This window comes from Leptolyngbya sp. FACHB-671 (assembly GCF_014695745.1).
GTDB lineage: Bacteria > Cyanobacteriota > Cyanobacteriia > Elainellales > Elainellaceae > JAAUTN01.
The window spans coordinates 47,023-63,738 of sequence record NZ_JACJOV010000048.1 but is presented as its reverse complement, the minus strand read 5'-3'; the positions used below and the strand labels follow the sequence as shown (position 1 = coordinate 63,738).

The following is a 16,716-nucleotide window of genomic DNA, read 5'->3' as shown; positions in this document are numbered from 1 at the left end:
TGCCGCTTACTTCGCAGCAGGAGCAGGCTGTGTACCGAAGGCTGCTTTGGGGTAGGGGATGCGCTGGTGGTTGAACTGTTGCCAGACGCGCACAAAAATTTCGGCAATTTTAGTCATGTCTGCTCGGGTTAACCCACAATCCACCATCTGGTTATCTTGCCAGCGGGCCCGTAGAATGCGGTTAACCATTGCTAAAGCTTCATCGCGGCTAGCATCTTTGAGCGATCGCAGTGCCGCCTCGCATGAATCTGCCAGCATCACAATCCCCGTTTCGCGAGACTGAGGAATGGGTCCGTCATAGCGGAAATCGGCTTCGTTAATCACCAGGTCGGGGTTTTCTTTCGCTCGCTGTTGCGCTTGATAGTAGAAATAAGTGATTAGCATACTGCCCTGATGTTCCGGGATAAAGGCTTGAATTGCCTTGGGCAAGCGATATTTTCGCGCCATTACGACCCCTTCACTGACGTGCTTTTTGATAATGGTTGCGCTCTTCCAGGGGTCATCGATCAGGTCGTGCTTATTCGGCCCGCCCATCTGATTCTCAATAAAGCCCAGCGCATCATGCATTTTGCCAATATCGTGGTAGAGCGTTCCCGCTCTCACCAGTTCTACGTTACAGCCCAATGCACGGGCCGCAGCTTCAGCCAGGGTTGCGACAAATAGGGTGTGCTGAAATGTGCCCGGAGCATCAGAAGCTAACTTTTTCAACAACGGGCGATTGGGATTAGACAATTCGGCAAGACGAATCGGGGTAACCAGGTCAAAAAGTTGTTCTAAATAAGGACTGATACCCAGTGCGACAATGCTCCAAGCAAGCCCCATCAACCCTTGCAGCACCGATTGGGTTAAAACTGCATACCAAACGGGGTTAGCAGGCGTCGTCAAAATCAGGCTCAGCAGCAGGTAAATAATCCCTTGGGCTAAACCTACTCCGCCACCCAATAGCGCCAGCTCTTCACGCGATCGCAGTCGCCCTGCCATGCCCGCACCCAAAATACTACCGATCGCACAGGCAGTCAGCGTGACCCAGGAAATCTCCATGCCAATTGGCAGGGCGATGCTTAATAAACCCACTACCGTAATGCCCAAAGCAGAACCGTAGAAACTGCCGATCAGCAGTCCTAACGCAGGCAAATTGGTTGCCGGAACGCCCAGCGCGATGAGCAGGGGAGTCGTCAGTGTCAGCAAAACCACCAGGAAGTGATCGCGTCGTCGCAAGCCTGGATGAAACCGCCGCTCAACCAGCAGAAAAATAGTTATCCCACCCGCCACCAAACCGCCAAAGCCAATCACACCCAACCAGTTGACTCCTCGGCGGCTCAAGCCAAAATGGTCAAGTAAGACAAAATCGGACTGGCTGATCGGCTCACCTGCCTGAGTAATCACCTCACCCCGCCTAATCTCCACAACTTCAGGCTCAACTGCCTCGGCTGCCCGCTCGGCAAGTAGACGGGTTTGCTCCGGATCTTGAACCAGGTTAGGGCGCACGGCATTCATCAAAACTTTGCTTGCCAGCGGTTTTGATGCAGCTGGAATTGTCAAATCAAGCTGTGCCCGAACTGCATTTTCTAGTAGCGAATCAGGTAGCCCTGGCGGAATTCCTTGAAGTAGGATGCGTTCCAGAGCTTGGCGAACTCCGGATTTGGTGCTGCTCCACTCAGCATCTGTCAGGTTAAAGAAACTGGGGTCATAAAACTTGCTTTGCTCGTCTTTGAGAGAAGACTCCAGTGTTTCTGCCGTGGTGGTATAGCGTTGGCGAGCACGGACGATGACTTCTCTCAAAGCTGAGAAATCTTCCGCTGAAGCATTTTGTTGATAAGCCTGTAGCTCAATGATCGCAAGCTGCTGAGAAGAACTTGCCTGCACACCTGGCGGTTGAGATGGCGAATCTGGACGAGTGCGAGGAGCTGTTGCTTGGGCTCCTGAATTCACCGATGCCAGGATCGTCCTCCATTCCCATTCTTGCGCCTGTCGCAGATGGCGTTGAGTCCCGGTAGATAATACTGAAGTTTCAATATAGGGCAGGGGTCCTGCTTGCTGACGCAACTCATCGCCTCTAGCAAACAAGCGCTGTAATGTCTGATAAATTTCTTGGTTGACTGCCTGGTTAACCATTAGAACGGGAACTGCTCCGGTGCGGGCATCTTGCCGCTTGGTTTCAGTTGTTTCACTATCTACAACGCTAGCTGACTCAGGCGCTCGAATGGTTTGAGGGGCAATTGTGTTTACGTCAAGCTTGGGTTCGTTATAAAATCGATGCCCAATTGCACTGGTGAGAGAAACAACCACCAAAATCAAAGCCACAGGTGAAGGGGAGCCACCCCGCTCAGACGACTTTCGCCGCAGAGGATTAGGGCGGAGAGCGATCGCTGCAATCTGTTTGGACTTGAGTTTTGAAACCTTGGACAGAAATCGGCGAGTTTGATCAGCCTCGGTATAGCGCTTTGCTTTCCCAAACAGCCGCCTTACAAGCCGGTTAAAGCGCCTTTGAGAAATATCTAAGAGATGCATCTACCACCACCGAATCGATTTGCTAGATCAAGCTGTGCTAACTCAAGCTGTGTTAGCAAAAACAATGGAACTTTTGGAGATACCAACGCCACACTAAAGGCGGGAGTTTTGGTAGATGGACATGAACAGTGGCGACTTCACGTTGTCTGATTTACAGCAAAAAAGCTAACCCTGAGTAATAGTATATCCAAGCTAGATTTTAGGCATGTAAATTTGTAAAGCCAGGCGAAAGATACAGTAAAGAGTGCTGAGCATTTGTAGTTGAAAGTATGAACTCATTGCTGTAGCTAAACAGGTTGGTGCACAAGAGTCTACAGATGGAAGGGCACCCCGGGGAGCGGGGTGCCCTTCCATCTACTTACAATTAACGCTAAACGCTATGGGTCTGCTGAGTGGGGTTTAGTGGGGACGAATGACCTTTGGGGCCGCGATCGCAAAAGTCTGTCCGGGGTAATTGAGTAGGTGAACCAGGTCATAGGCTCCAGACCAGGCGGCTAAAAGTTGGTCAGACAGCTGTTGCAGTTCCGCTTCGGTAGCGACGCCCCACAGGTGGTTTAGGGGTGAGTGTTCAGAACTGCCGCGGCTCAGAGCACTCCGCCAGCTTAAGGGAATGCTGCTAATCCCGTTGTAAGCTCCAGATAGGGCGGCTGTAAGGCAGGTGGTTTGCGGGTTTCGGTGAAGTTGGGCAGCACGAATAACGGAAAGGCAAAAGTCTTCTGGTGTGTTGAGAAAACAGTGAAAGGCGATCGCAATGGTCAGCGCATCTAATCCAGTTTGTGATTTGCTAAGCTGGTCGCGAATCTGAGCTGTCGCTCTATCAAGGCTAGTCTGGTTTAAGGATTGCGCGAATCGAAGCTGCTCAACAAAATTAGCAGAATTAGATGGAGCGGATGGGTCTGTCGTTGTGGGACGATCGCGGTTCAGCTCCAGTTCTTCAACGATTTCAGCAATGAGTTGGGTTGGGTCAAGCTGTTCTCTCAGCGCTAGGGAAAGGGCATAACTGATGGCAAGAACTCCATCACTTAACTCTGGTCGATGTCGCCAAACTTTGTCTGCCTGTTGAAGCTCCTGTTCTAGCTGATGAGGGTCAGCATGAAAAAACAGAGCAATCGGAAGGGCAGCGATCGCCAACCCCGCGTCAATCTGTGGAAAGTCTGGAAGGGGGCTGCCCTCATCTTGTTCAGATGAATTTCGTTCAGAATTCGGTTCTCTGTTCGACTGTTCAAACGGAATTTCTAAGACATCCAATACCTCATTAATCCAGCTTGTTTCGCCACCGCCGCCTCGAATCAGTCCTTTTATCAGCTGGACAGCTACGCGACCCCAAGCTGGTGCGATCGCAATCCTGTTTGCAAGCGTTGAGTCGCTAAACCCCCAACGGCTTAGACTCGTCCACTGAGAGGGCTGTTTGACTTGCGGCTGTTGGCTTTGCATAACCTGACACTGAGTGCCTAAAATTTCTCCCAGAGCGGCTCCCAGTAAAACAGCTTGAAATCGGCTGGAAAGTGAATAGCGCATTGACTGTATCTGTGGATTTCTGGCGATCGCCTCATTCATCATGACAAGAATTTGGGATAAACTCAGAAGGATTTTGATCCGCAGTCGTGGTCTCTCAATGCAAACAGGACTCCAGCCCAGCCGCACTCACTTGATGCAAAATCCGGGGACCGCCACCCCATTCCCTCGATGCCTGCAAATTGGGCAGGTAGCACTGATTGGCTGCTTTATGCTGCTTGGCTTAAGCGCTTCACCCGGCAGTAGCCAGGAAGCTCAAGCGCCTGCACCGAATGCTGAGATTTTGCCACTGGAAAGTAGCCGCATCACGTTGCGAGTGGGTAGCCAGGGTACACAGGTTGCAGAGTTGCAGGCAATGCTCAAGCTTTTGGGCTACTATAGCGGCGTAGTGGACGGTGTGTATCAGGAGAGTACTGCGATCGCCGTTACCGCCTTTCAACAAGCAGCAGGGTTAACCGCAGATGGGGTTGTTGGACCCGGAACATGGGAACGATTGCTACCTGCGTCTCCTTCAGTAAGCGGAATGTCCTCTGCGACTGGGGCGATCGCTCCTTCTGCAAGTAGTCCAGCTACACCTGATACCGCTGAAACAACGGCTGCGACCCTTGCTTTCCCAACGCCTTCTTCCGTTGAGCCGACTGCGACCCCATCGGCTGCCGTGGCTAACGCAACCGAGACAGCCAGTACAGCGCCTAACCCTACACCTGCTGCTGGTGCAGGCAATATGGAAGCCGGAACATCTGCTCAAGCAGCCAACTCCAGCGCTCAAGCAACGGCTCAGTCCAGCGTAGATCTGCCTATCCTCAGAGTGGGAATGCGCGGACCAGCCGTCACTCAACTACAAGAACGGCTACGAGCCACAGGATTTTTTAATGGCCCCGTAGATGGCGTTTTTGGCACAGAAACTCAGAACGCAGTCAGAGCTGCTCAGCGTAATTCTGGGCTTGAGTCAGACGGAGTAGTTGGACCCGCAACTTGGGACGCTTTGCTGCGTTAAAGGGCATTCTAATTCAACCTATTTGTAGCAGTCCTATTGTGACCTCCAACTTCTTCAAGAAGTTGGAGGTCTTGATGTTTATACCCTATTGCAGACCGCTCCATCTTACGGAAGCCATTCTTTCAAATGGGATAATTTTTTGCTGCTTTTTGAGGTGAATTCAGTCCAAAGATAGATCACAACATCCATTTCCTCAGAAGGAGTTCTTTCTGGATGGTTCTTGTTAACTTGTATTTGTTCGCTCCTTTCATAGATGTCTGCATTGCTCAGTTAAAAGTGCATCTCCTGATGTAGTTCTCATAGCTCTAAAGCTCTGCCAGAAGAAGCTTTGACCTTGATTTAACAATAGTAAATTAAAGGCTATTGAGAACGGTCAGATTAATATAAATGTCTTTTTGATTGAATTCTGTTGGTGTAATATGACTCACTCAAATAACAACGATCGAACTCGCATTCAGAGCGATCGCCCTACCTCTATCCAAAACGATCATCATCAGGTTTATCCTACTTCTGGTAATCAAGTCTCTGACCGTCGCCGCATCTTGAACGACCGCGAGGTAGAGCTAGGAAATCAGGATATAGTAAACCCCAATCCTTCTATCGGCAACGGTAACCGAACCGCTTCTCCCGCCTCTTATCAGAATGGATATACGCAGGGACGTGTTGTCGAGCGTCAGGCATACGAAGAGAACTTGCGAGTTAGAGACGACAATAGCGCTTCACGAGGTTTATTGCTTGGCATTCTGCTGACTTCTCTTCTGGGCTTAACCGTAGGTGCTCTGTATTTTGTCAATCAGCAGAGCCAAACTCCGGTTGTGCCCGTACCCGTACCTGTAGAACCCCAAGAGGAAACCGAGACAAACAACACAGAAGTTCGTGAGCGAATTATTGAGCGGACTCGTGAAATAGTACCTGTACCGCAGCCTCAAGCTCCTGCACCTCAGCAACCTGCTGCTGAACCTGCACCCGCTGTTCCTCCAGCCAGCACGACGCAGCCAGAAGCTGTGCAGCCAGAAATAGCACAACCAGAGGCAGCACAACCAGAAGCCGTGCAGCCCGATCCAGCACAGCCAGAAGTATCTGAGCCGGCACCTCCTGCTGCTAATCCTGTGCAATAGAGCAGATAATATCTACTTCTAAACTCGATTGTTGGACTTGAACCTGCTTCCTACCTCCTTCCAGTAGGGACACGTTTGAAAACTCTTCCTGGAGGGAAGAGTAGAGTCACATTAGTTGAGATAGAAAATGGGGCAAGGCTAGACCTTGCCCCATTTTCTGTTTTGGCTTGAGTGATTAGTTTGGTTAAGAGAATTCTCATTGCTAAGGAAATTGTACTCTCCCAGGCGACGGGCTATTAATAAGTTAAGAATGAGACGGACGGGCGATCGCAAATCATCAGCCGGGTTGCCATTCCGAATCAGCCAACTTGTCTTTTGAGTTAGGAACTCCATGTAATTCAGTCCGCCTACAATTTGTTCCAACTCATCAATCTGAAAATTAGCCGCTACCAGTACCGCTGTAATTGCTCCAGCCGAAGTGCCTGCCAGTTTGCGCCAGCGAAAGCCCAAGTCATCGCAGCAGCGCAACGCACCTAGGAAAGCGATTCCCCGTACACCTCCCCCTTCAAATACCCCATCTACGTAAATTTGACCATCTATCGAAGCAGGAGGAGGCATTCGACTTAAGATGTCTGCCTTCTCTTCAGATGCCAGCCGCAGTCCCGGTTCTGCCAAAATGTGGTCGGATTTCCACGCCATCGACAATGCCTCCCTGAAAGATTAGATCAGTGATATTGACGGGATACAAAGGCTAACTCTGCATTAACGGAAACCACGAATCATCAGGTTGAAATGGGCTAGAACACTGTCGCTAGAACATCGCCACTAAAACGCTATCAGTACCCTCTAGGGTAATGCTGCCATTTAGCTTGCTTGCTTAGGATAAAAACGTGAATTTGACAGGTAAAAAAAGTTGCAATTCCTATTCATAGAGGCAGCTTTTTATGACCTGTTCAATACACTTGCAACAACAAAACGTAGAACAGGAGAAGTAAAGCTATGGCAACTTTGGATGTCACTATTAAGACAGGTGGGGATGATCTACGCAGCGGCAGCCACGCAAACTTTTACGTCAAACTGCAAAATTCGCCGGTCAAAGAGTTTACGAGACTGGTTGGAGGATTGGGGGGAGGTTCGGAGACCATTACTCAAGTGGAGGTTCCTGAATTGACAGACCCTAATCAGGTGGAGTTTTTCCAATTGCAGCATGTTTCTCAGGAGAAAGGCACAGAAACAGCAGACAACTGGGATTTGGAATCAATCCAGGTGATTCTGCGGGCAGGACGGTTTCCTGCCGTTGTTGGCGAACATGGGGCGCATCGATTTGCGGGAGATAGCCGCTTGATTACTTTTGGCGGTACGGATACTTAACAGTGAGGCAGTTGTTTTTATTTGTCTAGACTTTATTGTCCAGACTGGCTAAGAGCTTCCGAAAGGTAATCGGCGGTAGCTTCGACGAGGGCGATCGCATTTTCGTACACCATTCGCGTTGGCCCTAACATTCCCACGCTGCCAACCTGGGTATTTCCCCGTTGATAGGTTGCAGAAACCAGGGTGCATGTGCGAATCGGCTCCAGCGGATTTTCAGAGCCGATTCTAACGGTGACTCGCTTGCCAGGGTTTTCAGGTTCAGTAGACTCGCAGATTAGCGACCAAAGCTGGTCTTGCTCTTCTTCTAAAAGTTGAATGATCGTTTGAACTTGCTGTAACTCTGAAAACTCTGGCTGACGGCGCAACACTTCAGCAACGCCGCTAATCAAAATTTGGGTAGAAACGGGCACCTGACTGCGGCTTGCTAATTCTTGAAGAGATACGCGCAACAGGTCCGCGTAGCGCTCAAATTCTCGTCCAAGGTCGCTCCAGTCCAGTGTGGAGATCTCACTGAGCGATCGCCCCCGTAGATGGCTATTGAGGAAATTGGAGAGAATTTGCAGTTCCCGGTCGAGCAGTTCGGCGTCGGGCTGCGTATCGCTGCTCAGTTTGGGCAAGTTGACCAATGTGGATTGAGTTTCGTAGGAATCTAGCACCACAATCAGCATCACCCGTCCGGGGTCAATTTGCACCAGTTGCAGGTGACGCAGCTGCACCGTGCTGGCTTGGGGCATGGTGATTAGCGCAATGTAGCCACTCAAAGTTGAGAGAATTTGAGCCGCACCGCGCATCAGTGCCTCAAAGCTGCAATTGTCCCAGTTCAATTGGTCTGAGAGCATTTGGTCGGCTCGACGAGCCAGCGCTTCTGAGGGCGTAATTAGCTGATCGACATAGATGCGATAGCCAGAGTCAGAGGGAACTCGTCCTGCTGAGGTGTGAGGCTGATAGAGCAAGCCTGCCTTTTCCAGGTAGCCCATTGCGTTGCGAATCGTAGCGGGGCTGACCCTGGGATTAAATCCTTCCACCAGCGCTTCAGAGCCGACGGGCTTAGCAGTAGCGATGTAGTGACGCACCGTTGCCCAGAGAACTTGCTGCTGGCGATCGCTAAGCTTGAGTTGTATTGACATTTGAGCCAGAGCTAAAGTGCTGTTTACTGATCGTAATTTAGCTGACCTGTCGTTGCCTAGTTGGTAGGGGCTAATACCGAGCCGAGCAGCGCAGGGAGAACAGGGTTAAATCGGGTTAAACCGTAAGGTTAATAACGAGGAACAGTTGGATCAACAGCGGTTGAGTAAGCATCAATGCCACCCGTCAAGTTTTTGACATGGGTAAAGCCTTGATTGAGCAACCAGTGACACATCTGGGCAGAGCGCACCCCGTGGTGACACATGACGACGGTTTCTGCGTGAGGGTAAAATTGCGTCTGAACCTGCCCTGACCACTGAGCAAACTGGCTCAGCGGCAGGCTGTGAAACGAGTCTAGACTAGCGATCGCCAGTTCTTCAGGCTCTCTGACGTCAATCAGTTGCAGGCGATCGCCAGCAGCCAAGCGCTCAGCTAATTCCTCAACGCTGATGTGGGCGAGCGGTAGATTCGAAGCTTGAGCAGTCATCGGGTTAACTTAAAACAGTTCTAAGTTGTATATAGTTATGCATACAAACTTAGCACGTTGTCTTCCCTTCATCCCCCGTTCTTCGTGCCATACAAACTGCCATCGGGCATCCGAGTCCCAGTCAAGATTGCCCCTGTCATTTTGACCATGATGCGATCGCTAAATCCAATTCGAGCACCACTTAAATCAGCGCCACTCAAGTCAGCGCCACTCAAATCAGCCCCAATCAAATTCGCCTCTCTCAAATCAGCGTTACTCAAATCAGCCTGAAGTAGATTCGCTCGAAACAGGTTTGCTTTCTGGAGATTCGCACCGTTTAAGTTGACATTGTGTAGAAATGCGTCGGTTAGGTTAGCCCCGCTCAGGTCGGAGTTGCTCAAGTTTCTACCGGACAAGTCTTTTTCTCGCAGGTCTGACCCACTCAGGTTTGACCCACTCAGGTCAGGAGCCTGTGGTTTGGGCTGACGTGGAGCGGGCTGATAGGTGTGGTGAGCCGAAGACGAATGAGCTTGCGCTGAGCTAGGAGGCTGAGCTTGGGAGTGAGTTGGGGATGACTGAGACTGACGATAGGTTGACTGATTAGTTCGGGATGGACTGTGACGAGACTGCTGCGACTCAGAAGCGGGCTGCTGGTCGCGAGGCTGCTGGTAAGCATCTTGTCTATAAGTAGAAGCAGTCTGGTTGTTAGAAGCAGTCTGGTTATTGGATTGGGAACTGGTTGGGGGCGGCTGATAGTAAGGTCGGGGCGGTGGCTGGTAGTAATAGCGAGGATGGATAGGTTCGCGTCGAGCTTGCGTCTGGGTGGTTTGAGATGAATTGGACGAGCTGGACGATTTGGATTGACTGGATTGGGTACTGTGGTGCGATCGCAACCGATCGCGCGCCTGGTTAATTTCCTTCAGCTTTTCCTGTGCCTTTTGCAGCAAACGTGGGTTGTCTTGCGGAATGCGATCGGGATGCCAGATAAAAACCAAATCCTTGTAAGCCTGGTTCACTTCTTCCAGTGAGGCTCCAGGCTCCAGGTCTAGCACTCGATAGCAACGCTCCAAGTCGTTCTTTCTTAACAAGATATCACCACCTTTCGCAAGCCATTGGACTTACATTAATCCGAAGTAGCCAAACATGAGTTAAATAGAATACTTCCTTTAGAAGTCGGACAGGATTATGTCCCTTGCAAGCAATTTTGGCTCTGATTGCCAGTTGAGCAACAGCCCTGTCTTACTGTTGCAAGCAATGTCTTGATTTTAGTATGGCTGGCTTATCGATCGCCTTTTCCACTCTTCCCTATTACAGCAACTTTCGTCAAAACGAGCCTCATTCTATGGAAATTGAGCATAGCTGTGTAAGCCTACTTCCATAGTCGTGCATTCTCCTAAACCTCTGGTCCTAAATTCGTAGGTTGGGTGAAGCAAAGCAGAACCCAACAGTCCCTTGAATGCGACGGGTCTGACTGCGACTAGTCCTCACGCCCCCAACTCACCTGCATCTAAAACTAAACTGACTCTCTCTACAAAATGATGTGCCTCTAGGCTCTAATCAAAGCTGACCTCGCTGAATAAGAGGTCAGCCTAGCTAGCCATGAAGCCAGCCTAGTTAACTGCGAAGCCAGCCTAACTAACTACGAAGCCAGCTTAGCTAGCCACTAAGCCAGCCTAGCTAGCCATGAAGTCAGCTTCACTTACTGGGAAGCCAGCCTAGTCAGCCACTAAGCTAGCTTAGTCGGCTACGAAGCCAGCCCGGTTAGCCATAAAGCCAGCTTCACTTACCGGGAAGTTAGCCTAGCCAGCCGTGAAGTTCGCTTAGACGACCATGAAGCTGGCTCACCTGACATGTTGAATCAAGTTCACAGCAGTTAGAGATCAAGCGTCTAACGAATCTAATTCGTAGCCGCAGGAATCAACCTGCCTTGCAGGCTACTGAAGACCCAGAACTTATATGGAATCCGTTTCGTAAAGAAGCACTATTGGGTGTACGGGCGAAGCATTCGGTCATAATCCTTGCCACTGAAGCACAATTCTTTTGCCGAACGCTTCGCCCCTACCGCTACCGCTACTTTACAGATGGTATTTGGTCTTACAGCCACTTTCGGATGGGTGAGCCCTAGCGTAGGGGTAGTTCGCGAACTGCCCTACAGGGATTTGTGGTCTATCCAAGTGGTGCTGTAACGAACCGAAGCAGGTTGGTTTGGTTTCAACAGCGGCAGTTCCAACCGCCAAAGCTTGGTGCGATTCAAAAGTCGGCTTGCAAAATAGCTTCTCCACGCCGATACAGTTCTCGTGCATACTCCGTCCAGGTGCCCTGACCCCAATAGCGAAAGCAACTAGTCTGCAACAGCAGATTGTGCAGCAGCGCGTTACGGTAGCGGGGTTGCCGGGTGAGCGACGGATCGTCTGCCAGCAGCGGATCAATCGTCTGGTGAAATAGGGCACTGAGTTGATTCATTGGCGTGAGGACGTTTTCGTAGCCTTTCACCCAGCTCAGGTCGTTTGTCCAGGAGCTACCATCCATGTGAAAGTTGGGGTTAGCTTGCTTGAGGCGGGCGATCGCCCCACTCACTGCCTCTGGACTAACCGCGTCTCCAATCTGCTGCCAGATCTGGTGCTGCCCCACTGCCTGACAGGTAGGATAGTCTGCTGGTTGAACCCCTGCCGCCTCAATTAGCTCCAGATATTCAGTCCCGTTTAGCCCCACTACGCCCGTTTTGCCGCCGCCTGACTGCCTCATGTCATACCAGGCATTCTTAAACCCGGAGGGAAACTCGTTCATCATCACGCCGCCATTCTCGCCATCGCCAATCTGCGACACCAATGGTGGAATCGTCACCCCGCCCAACTGCTGCCGAGACAGCGTTTTTGCCTCATAGTAAGGCTGCATCTGCGCCACCAGCTTGGTGTCCGACCCCTGGGTCTTAATCAGAGCCGTGATGCTGATTGTCTCGCCATGAGCATTACGGGCAACCAGACGATGAGGCAAATGTTTGTCAGACAGTGGTTGTCCAGCCAGCGTTTCTACAGCGTGTTCCTGCACCAGCAGCCAACGATAGCCACATTCCTTTAACGCTTTGACGAACTCATATAGTGTGTCGGGATGGTTGGGCAGGTGCATCTCTGGCGGTGAGAAGCCTTTGACACGAGCTAGCGCATCCCAACCAAAAATTGCGGCAAAGTGATGCTGCCACGCCTGGATATGCAGCTTCAGGTCAGGAATCGGGGTAGATGGCGCAACTGCATGGCTCCACATGGTTCCCAGCCATTCCACGTAGGGCTGATAGGTTGCGTCGCAGGCAACACGCTTCAGGTTTTCTAAAATGTCGCCCCGTCCCATTTGCCGCAGCCCCCAAAGCAGATTGCCCGAGTAGTCGAGCATGACGCGAGGGTTACAGCCCTGAGATACCAGTTCGGGAATGAAGTCGGCGATGCGGGAATAACACCAGGAAAACGGCCCGGCGTTGTGGTTGTCGCCTTCGTGGGTGTGTTCAAACATGTATTGCAGATGCCCGATCAGCTCACCATTTGCGCCAGCGGGAACGGTGGGCTGATGCATATGCAGGGCGATTGCAAATGCCGCTGAGACATCTTCTAGCCGAATATTGGTATGGGGCAGGAAAACAGGCTGATTCTGCTGGGTCACCTCCTGCACCTGTGACTCCCAGCCGCAGATGTTGGGCAAGCCCTCAATTAGCTCTGGAAAATCGGCTGAGACGGATGGAGCAGTCTGGATAGAAGCCATAAGAATAAACCTGTTGAGTTATTGCTGATTCAGATAGAGAAAAGCCTCTACCTCGGCGGCAGTGGGTTGAGCGGCGATCGCCCCCGCCCGCACTGTGGTTAATGCTCCTACCGCACTAGCATAGGTGACAGTTCGCTTTGCCTGGTCAGGGTCACTGAGCGACTGAACTCCGTTTTGGCAGACCTGATGTAAGAAGCCAGCTACAAAGCTGTCTCCTGCTCCAGTAGTGTCTTCTGCCTCGATTGAGAAAGCGGGCAGCTTCCCTTCGTTTTCGCTCAGGCAGTAGGCACTGCCCTGGCTACCTGCTGTTACTAACACGCCTTCTACATCATCCAGTCGGTGAGCGATGATGCCTGGATCTTGCGTATCAAACAGCCATTCGGCTTCTTCGTCAGAGAGCTTGAGGAAGTCAACGCGCTTGATTAGGTCTTGAATGATTGATCGAGCGGCTTCTGGGTCTTGCCAAAACATCGGTCGCCAGTTTACATCAACCATAATCTTGACGTAATGCTGCTCTGCCAACTCTAGTGCCTGCTCGATCGCCTGCCGTGTTTCAGGATAGGCGAGCTCTAGTGTCCCTAACACCAAAAAATCGGCAGCATCAAATAAGGAGACGGGCAAGGAACTTGCCTGGAGGCGAGTATCTGCAAACTCAGCCGTATCGCGATCGCCAAACCCAGCGAAGATGCGATCGTTGGTATCAGTCCGAACTACATAGATCTCACGAGTTGGGGCGGTCGGGTGACGCTGAATCCCAGTTCCGTTAACGCCAATCTCTTTGAGCAAATCGACCAGCGTTTGCCCTGGCTCATCTTCACCTACACAGCCAATAAATCCAGCACTGGTGCCTAGTTTCACCAGTGAGCAAGCAACGTTTGCAGGTGCGCCGCCGGGATAGGGAGTCCAGGAGGTAACTTGTTCGAGCGGTCGTCCAGGTTGATCAGACAATAAGTCAAATAGAATTTCGCCGAGACAGAGGACACGGGGGTTAGTCACAGCTATCAATCTCTCTTAAACCTCATCCCAGCCTATCAGACCGATTCTCGTCGCGCTTTAGGTGAATCACATTTACGGAAAGTTTTTCGGTTTTGGGTTTTGGTTTTGTCAGAGGAATTTAGCTAATCCCCTGCTATACAAAGGTACTAAGCAATGTTAAGGTAATCTCCGAAGCAGAGACGTACTTCCTTTCAAAGTGTGTTTTTAACTCAGATTCAGACTTTGAATTTGCGGCTTTCATCAGCTTCTAAGCTGGGTTTCAAACTTTAGTTTCTAAGTCGTGGAAGCTAGGTACTTAGCCGCTTCAGGGCGATCGTAGAATTCAACAAAACGAATCATGTTTTCTCCAAACAAGCAATGCATCGCCCTGATCTCGGTTCATGGTGACCCCGCGATTGATATTGGCCGGGAAGAGGCTGGAGGGCAGAACGTTTACGTTCGTCAGGTTGGCGAAGCTCTATCGCGATTGGGGTGGCAGGTTGATATGTTTACCCGTCGGGTTAGCCCCGATCAGCCTGCAATTGTTAAACACACTCCCAACTGCCGCACGATTCGCCTGACTGCTGGAGCGGCTGAGTTTGTTCCTAGAGACGAACTGTTTGAATATCTGCCAGCCTTTGTGCAGGAGTTTCTCAACTTTCAGCAGCAGGCGAACACCTACTATCCCCTTGTTCACACCAACTATTGGCTGTCATCCTGGGTTGGAATGGAGCTGAAGAAGTTTCAGCCAATTCAGCAGGTGCATACTTACCACTCAGTTGGAGCGGTAAAGTATCAGGCAGTTGACCAGATTCCGCCGATCGCCTCTACTCGCTTAGCTACCGAGAAAGCGTGCGTGGAAACGGTGGAGCGTGTCGTGTCAACCAGTCCCCAGGAACAAGAGCATTTGCGATCGCTCGTTTCCATCGAGGGCAACATCGAGATCATTCCCTGCGGCACAGATATTTGCAAATTTGGCTCCGTTTCTCGCGCTGAAGCACGGCAGCAATTAGGCATTGATCCTGATACGAAGGTCATTTTCTATGTGGGACGGTTCGATCGCCGCAAGGGAATTGAGACACTTGTGCGGGCAGTGGGACGTTCTCAACTGCGCGGCAAGGAAAAACTAAAGCTCATTATCGGCGGTGGCAGTCGTCCTGGACACAGCGATGGCATTGAGCGCGATCGCATTGAAGGAATCGTCGCCGAGTTGGGCATGACTGAGTTTACCCATTTTCCTGGTCGAGTCGGTGAGGTTGAACTACCGATCTACTACGCTGCATCGGATGTTTGCGTCACGCCAAGCCACTACGAACCGTTTGGGCTAGTGGCGATCGAGGCGATGGCTTGCGGTATTCCGGTAGTAGCTAGCGATGTGGGCGGGTTTCAGTTCACAGTGATCCCAGAAGAAACGGGGCTGTTGGCTCCGGTGAAAGATGACGCAGCGTTTGCAGCAGCGATCGATCGCGTTCTGTCCGAACCCGGACTAGGCGATCGCCTGGGTCGAGCTGCTCGCACTCGCGTCGAGCAATACTTCAGTTGGGATGGGGTTGCCTCCCAACTGAGTGGTTTATACAGTCGCTTACTGATCAATCAAATGGCTGGCGAAAAAACCAGCTCATCTGCTAATTCGGTTGCCAATCAGCTATCTAAAGAGTTAGATCGAGCCACAGTTTCCGGTTCAAAGTGAGCCTCAAAACCTTCCCGCTCCTCGATTTGAGGCAAAGCAGGCTGATTTACCGTCAGTCGAGGGAGGCGATGCTTAAAGCTGCACAGGATTTCCCAGGAAATCGTATTCAGTAGGGTCGCCCAGTCGTCTGCTGAAATTTGTTCTTTGCCATCTTGCCCTAACAGGGTGACAATCTCCCCTTCCTGTATATCAGGTAGGTTCGTTACGTCCAGCATGAGTTGATCCATCGTAATCGCTCCCACCTGCCGAACCCGCTGTCCTCGAATCAGTACGTTCATTCGGTTAGACAGGTTGCGAGGAATGCCATCGGCATACCCAATCCCAATGACTGCGAGTGGCATTTGGCGATCGGTAATGAACTGATGTCCATAACTAACGCCTGTTCCAGGTTGAAGCGCTTTTACTTGAGTCACCCGCGCCTTCACTTGCAGTACAGGTTTCAGGTCAACTTTAGGTTGAAGGTGAGGGGCTGGGTGAAGTCCGTAGGTCGCCAGTCCAACCCGCACCAAATCGTAGTGCAACCTTGTGTCAGCCAAAGTCGCAGCAGAGTTTGCCAGATGCAGCCGGGGTAAGGAAATGCCGGTGGCATGGATTTGGGCGATCGCCTGCTGATACCGGGCTTGCTGCTGCCGCATCACTGTTTCATCAGGATCATCTGCCGTTGCCAGGTGAGAGTAAACGCTGGCAATCTGCAACTGGGGCAACCGCTGCACCAACTGTGCAAACTCAGCCGCTTGCTGCCAGGGTGCGCCCAGCCGAGACATCCCTGTATCTAGCTTCAAGTGAACTGGAAGTGGAGAGCGTTGAGCAGATTGGTTCTGAGAACGACTTAAGGTTTCAGCACAAACCAAAGCTTGTTTGGGCGTAGCGAGGGTGGGCTGAAGCTGCCAGCGAGCGATCGCCCGTACCTGTTCTGGCGTATTTGTTGCCCCTAATAGCAAAATTGGAGCCGTGATCCCAGCCTCTCGCAGTTCAATTCCTTCTGGAATCGTCGCCACTCCCAGCCAGGTTGCGCCATGTTGTAAAGCGGTTTGGGCGATCGTTATGGCTCCATGTCCATAGGCATCAGCCTTCACTACCGTCATTAGCTCGGTTCCAGGTGATAGCAGCCGCTTTAACTGCTGCACATTATGAGCCAGCGCAGCCAAGTCAATTTCTACCCAGGCTCGCTCTCGCTTCATCGAAGCAACACTCGAAGATTGCTCCCAACTCAACATCTCAATTTCCTCCTCTGTCACTCACACCAATCACCACTCAC

At 51.3% G+C, this 16,716-nt stretch carries 14 protein-coding genes; 5 read left to right on the top strand and 9 right to left on the bottom strand.

What is annotated here, in order from left to right; translation table 11 throughout:
• Positions 1-6: 6 nt before the first annotated feature.
• Together H6F93_RS03230 and H6F93_RS03225 are read right to left on the bottom strand one after the other, a co-directional pair.
• A complete protein-coding gene (locus H6F93_RS03230; protein WP_190679193.1) occupies positions 7-2,511 on the bottom strand; it encodes an HD family phosphohydrolase in 2,505 nt (834 codons plus the stop codon).
• A 399-nt stretch (positions 2,512-2,910) separates the two neighbouring features.
• Positions 2,911-4,071 (bottom strand): ADP-ribosylglycohydrolase family protein, encoded by a 1,161-nt coding sequence (locus tag H6F93_RS03225; RefSeq protein ID WP_190679191.1) that lies wholly within the window; start codon positions 4,069-4,071, stop codon positions 2,911-2,913.
• A 55-nt stretch (positions 4,072-4,126) separates the two neighbouring features.
• On the opposite strand from H6F93_RS03225, the gene H6F93_RS03220 reads away from it, so the two are divergent.
• Positions 4,127-5,023, top strand: a complete 897-nt coding sequence (locus tag H6F93_RS03220; RefSeq protein WP_190679188.1) for a peptidoglycan-binding domain-containing protein — start codon at positions 4,127-4,129, stop codon at positions 5,021-5,023.
• Positions 5,024-5,442: 419 nt separating this feature from the next.
• Positions 5,443-6,141: a hypothetical protein gene (locus H6F93_RS03215; protein ID WP_190679186.1), complete on the top strand. Its 699-nt coding sequence runs from the start codon at positions 5,443-5,445 to the stop codon at positions 6,139-6,141.
• A 138-nt stretch (positions 6,142-6,279) separates the two neighbouring features.
• Here H6F93_RS03215 and H6F93_RS03210 read toward each other — a convergent pair whose 3' ends face one another.
• Positions 6,280-6,780 (bottom strand): patatin-like phospholipase family protein, encoded by a 501-nt coding sequence (locus H6F93_RS03210; RefSeq protein WP_190679183.1) that lies wholly within the window; start codon positions 6,778-6,780, stop codon positions 6,280-6,282.
• A gap of 300 nt (positions 6,781-7,080) precedes the next feature.
• On the opposite strand from H6F93_RS03210, the gene H6F93_RS03205 reads away from it, so the two are divergent.
• Complete coding sequence (locus tag H6F93_RS03205) at positions 7,081-7,452, top strand: hypothetical protein (RefSeq protein ID WP_190679181.1); 372 nt, start codon at positions 7,081-7,083, stop codon at positions 7,450-7,452.
• A 32-nt stretch (positions 7,453-7,484) separates the two neighbouring features.
• On the opposite strand, the gene hrcA is transcribed toward H6F93_RS03205, so the two are convergent.
• The 3 genes from hrcA to H6F93_RS03190 all read right to left on the bottom strand — a co-directional run bounded on the left by hrcA (position 7,485) and on the right by H6F93_RS03190 (position 10,131).
• Complete coding sequence (hrcA, locus tag H6F93_RS03200) at positions 7,485-8,579, bottom strand: heat-inducible transcriptional repressor HrcA (RefSeq protein ID WP_199313451.1); 1,095 nt, start codon at positions 8,577-8,579, stop codon at positions 7,485-7,487.
• Between the two features lie 128 nt (positions 8,580-8,707).
• Entirely contained in the window at positions 8,708-9,064 is a 357-nt protein-coding gene (locus H6F93_RS03195) for a rhodanese-like domain-containing protein (RefSeq protein ID WP_190679179.1), read from the bottom strand.
• Positions 9,065-9,132: 68 nt separating this feature from the next.
• Positions 9,133-10,131, bottom strand: coding sequence for a pentapeptide repeat-containing protein (locus H6F93_RS03190; RefSeq protein WP_190679177.1), 999 nt, complete (start codon positions 10,129-10,131; stop codon positions 9,133-9,135).
• A gap of 839 nt (positions 10,132-10,970) precedes the next feature.
• Here H6F93_RS03190 and H6F93_RS03185 point away from each other — a divergent pair.
• Positions 10,971-11,168 (top strand): hypothetical protein, encoded by a 198-nt coding sequence (locus tag H6F93_RS03185; protein WP_190679174.1) that lies wholly within the window; start codon positions 10,971-10,973, stop codon positions 11,166-11,168.
• A gap of 125 nt (positions 11,169-11,293) precedes the next feature.
• On the opposite strand, the gene H6F93_RS03180 is transcribed toward H6F93_RS03185, so the two are convergent.
• On the bottom strand, positions 11,294-12,793 hold the full coding sequence (locus H6F93_RS03180; protein ID WP_190679172.1) for a polysaccharide deacetylase family protein: 1,500 nt from the start codon (positions 12,791-12,793) through the stop codon (positions 11,294-11,296).
• A gap of 18 nt (positions 12,794-12,811) precedes the next feature.
• Entirely contained in the window at positions 12,812-13,789 is a 978-nt protein-coding gene (locus tag H6F93_RS03175) for a PfkB family carbohydrate kinase (protein WP_190679170.1), read from the bottom strand.
• A 337-nt stretch (positions 13,790-14,126) separates the two neighbouring features.
• Between H6F93_RS03175 and H6F93_RS03170 the strand changes: the two genes are divergently transcribed.
• The gene (locus H6F93_RS03170) at positions 14,127-15,458 is read left to right on the top strand and encodes a glycosyltransferase (RefSeq protein WP_190679168.1); all 1,332 of its coding nucleotides are present in this window, start codon (positions 14,127-14,129) and stop codon (positions 15,456-15,458) included.
• Here the strand turns inward: H6F93_RS03170 and alr are convergent.
• Positions 15,410-16,675 carry an alanine racemase gene (gene alr / locus H6F93_RS03165; RefSeq protein ID WP_190679166.1) on the bottom strand — a complete coding sequence of 422 codons (1,266 nt, stop codon included), beginning with the start codon at positions 16,673-16,675 and terminating at the stop codon, positions 15,410-15,412. The genes H6F93_RS03170 and alr overlap by 49 nt on opposite strands.
• Positions 16,676-16,716: the final 41 nt, after the last annotated feature.

Excerpts from the sequence above, each read along its gene's own strand:
- H6F93_RS03230 (WP_190679193.1), bottom strand. The coding sequence starts at position 2,511 with ATGCATCTCTTAGATATTTCTCAAAGGCGCTTTAACCGGCTTGTAAGG.
- H6F93_RS03225 (WP_190679191.1), bottom strand. The coding sequence starts at position 4,071 with ATGATGAATGAGGCGATCGCCAGAAATCCACAGATACAGTCAATGCGC.
- H6F93_RS03220 (WP_190679188.1), top strand. The coding sequence starts at position 4,127 with ATGCAAACAGGACTCCAGCCCAGCCGCACTCACTTGATGCAAAATCCG.
- H6F93_RS03215 (WP_190679186.1), top strand. The coding sequence starts at position 5,443 with ATGACTCACTCAAATAACAACGATCGAACTCGCATTCAGAGCGATCGC.
- H6F93_RS03210 (WP_190679183.1), bottom strand. The coding sequence starts at position 6,780 with ATGGCGTGGAAATCCGACCACATTTTGGCAGAACCGGGACTGCGGCTG.
- H6F93_RS03205 (WP_190679181.1), top strand. The coding sequence starts at position 7,081 with ATGGCAACTTTGGATGTCACTATTAAGACAGGTGGGGATGATCTACGC.
- hrcA (WP_199313451.1), bottom strand. The coding sequence starts at position 8,579 with ATGTCAATACAACTCAAGCTTAGCGATCGCCAGCAGCAAGTTCTCTGG.
- H6F93_RS03195 (WP_190679179.1), bottom strand. The coding sequence starts at position 9,064 with ATGACTGCTCAAGCTTCGAATCTACCGCTCGCCCACATCAGCGTTGAG.
- H6F93_RS03180 (WP_190679172.1), bottom strand. The coding sequence starts at position 12,793 with ATGGCTTCTATCCAGACTGCTCCATCCGTCTCAGCCGATTTTCCAGAG.
- H6F93_RS03170 (WP_190679168.1), top strand. The coding sequence starts at position 14,127 with ATGTTTTCTCCAAACAAGCAATGCATCGCCCTGATCTCGGTTCATGGT.
- alr (WP_190679166.1), bottom strand. The coding sequence starts at position 16,675 with ATGTTGAGTTGGGAGCAATCTTCGAGTGTTGCTTCGATGAAGCGAGAG.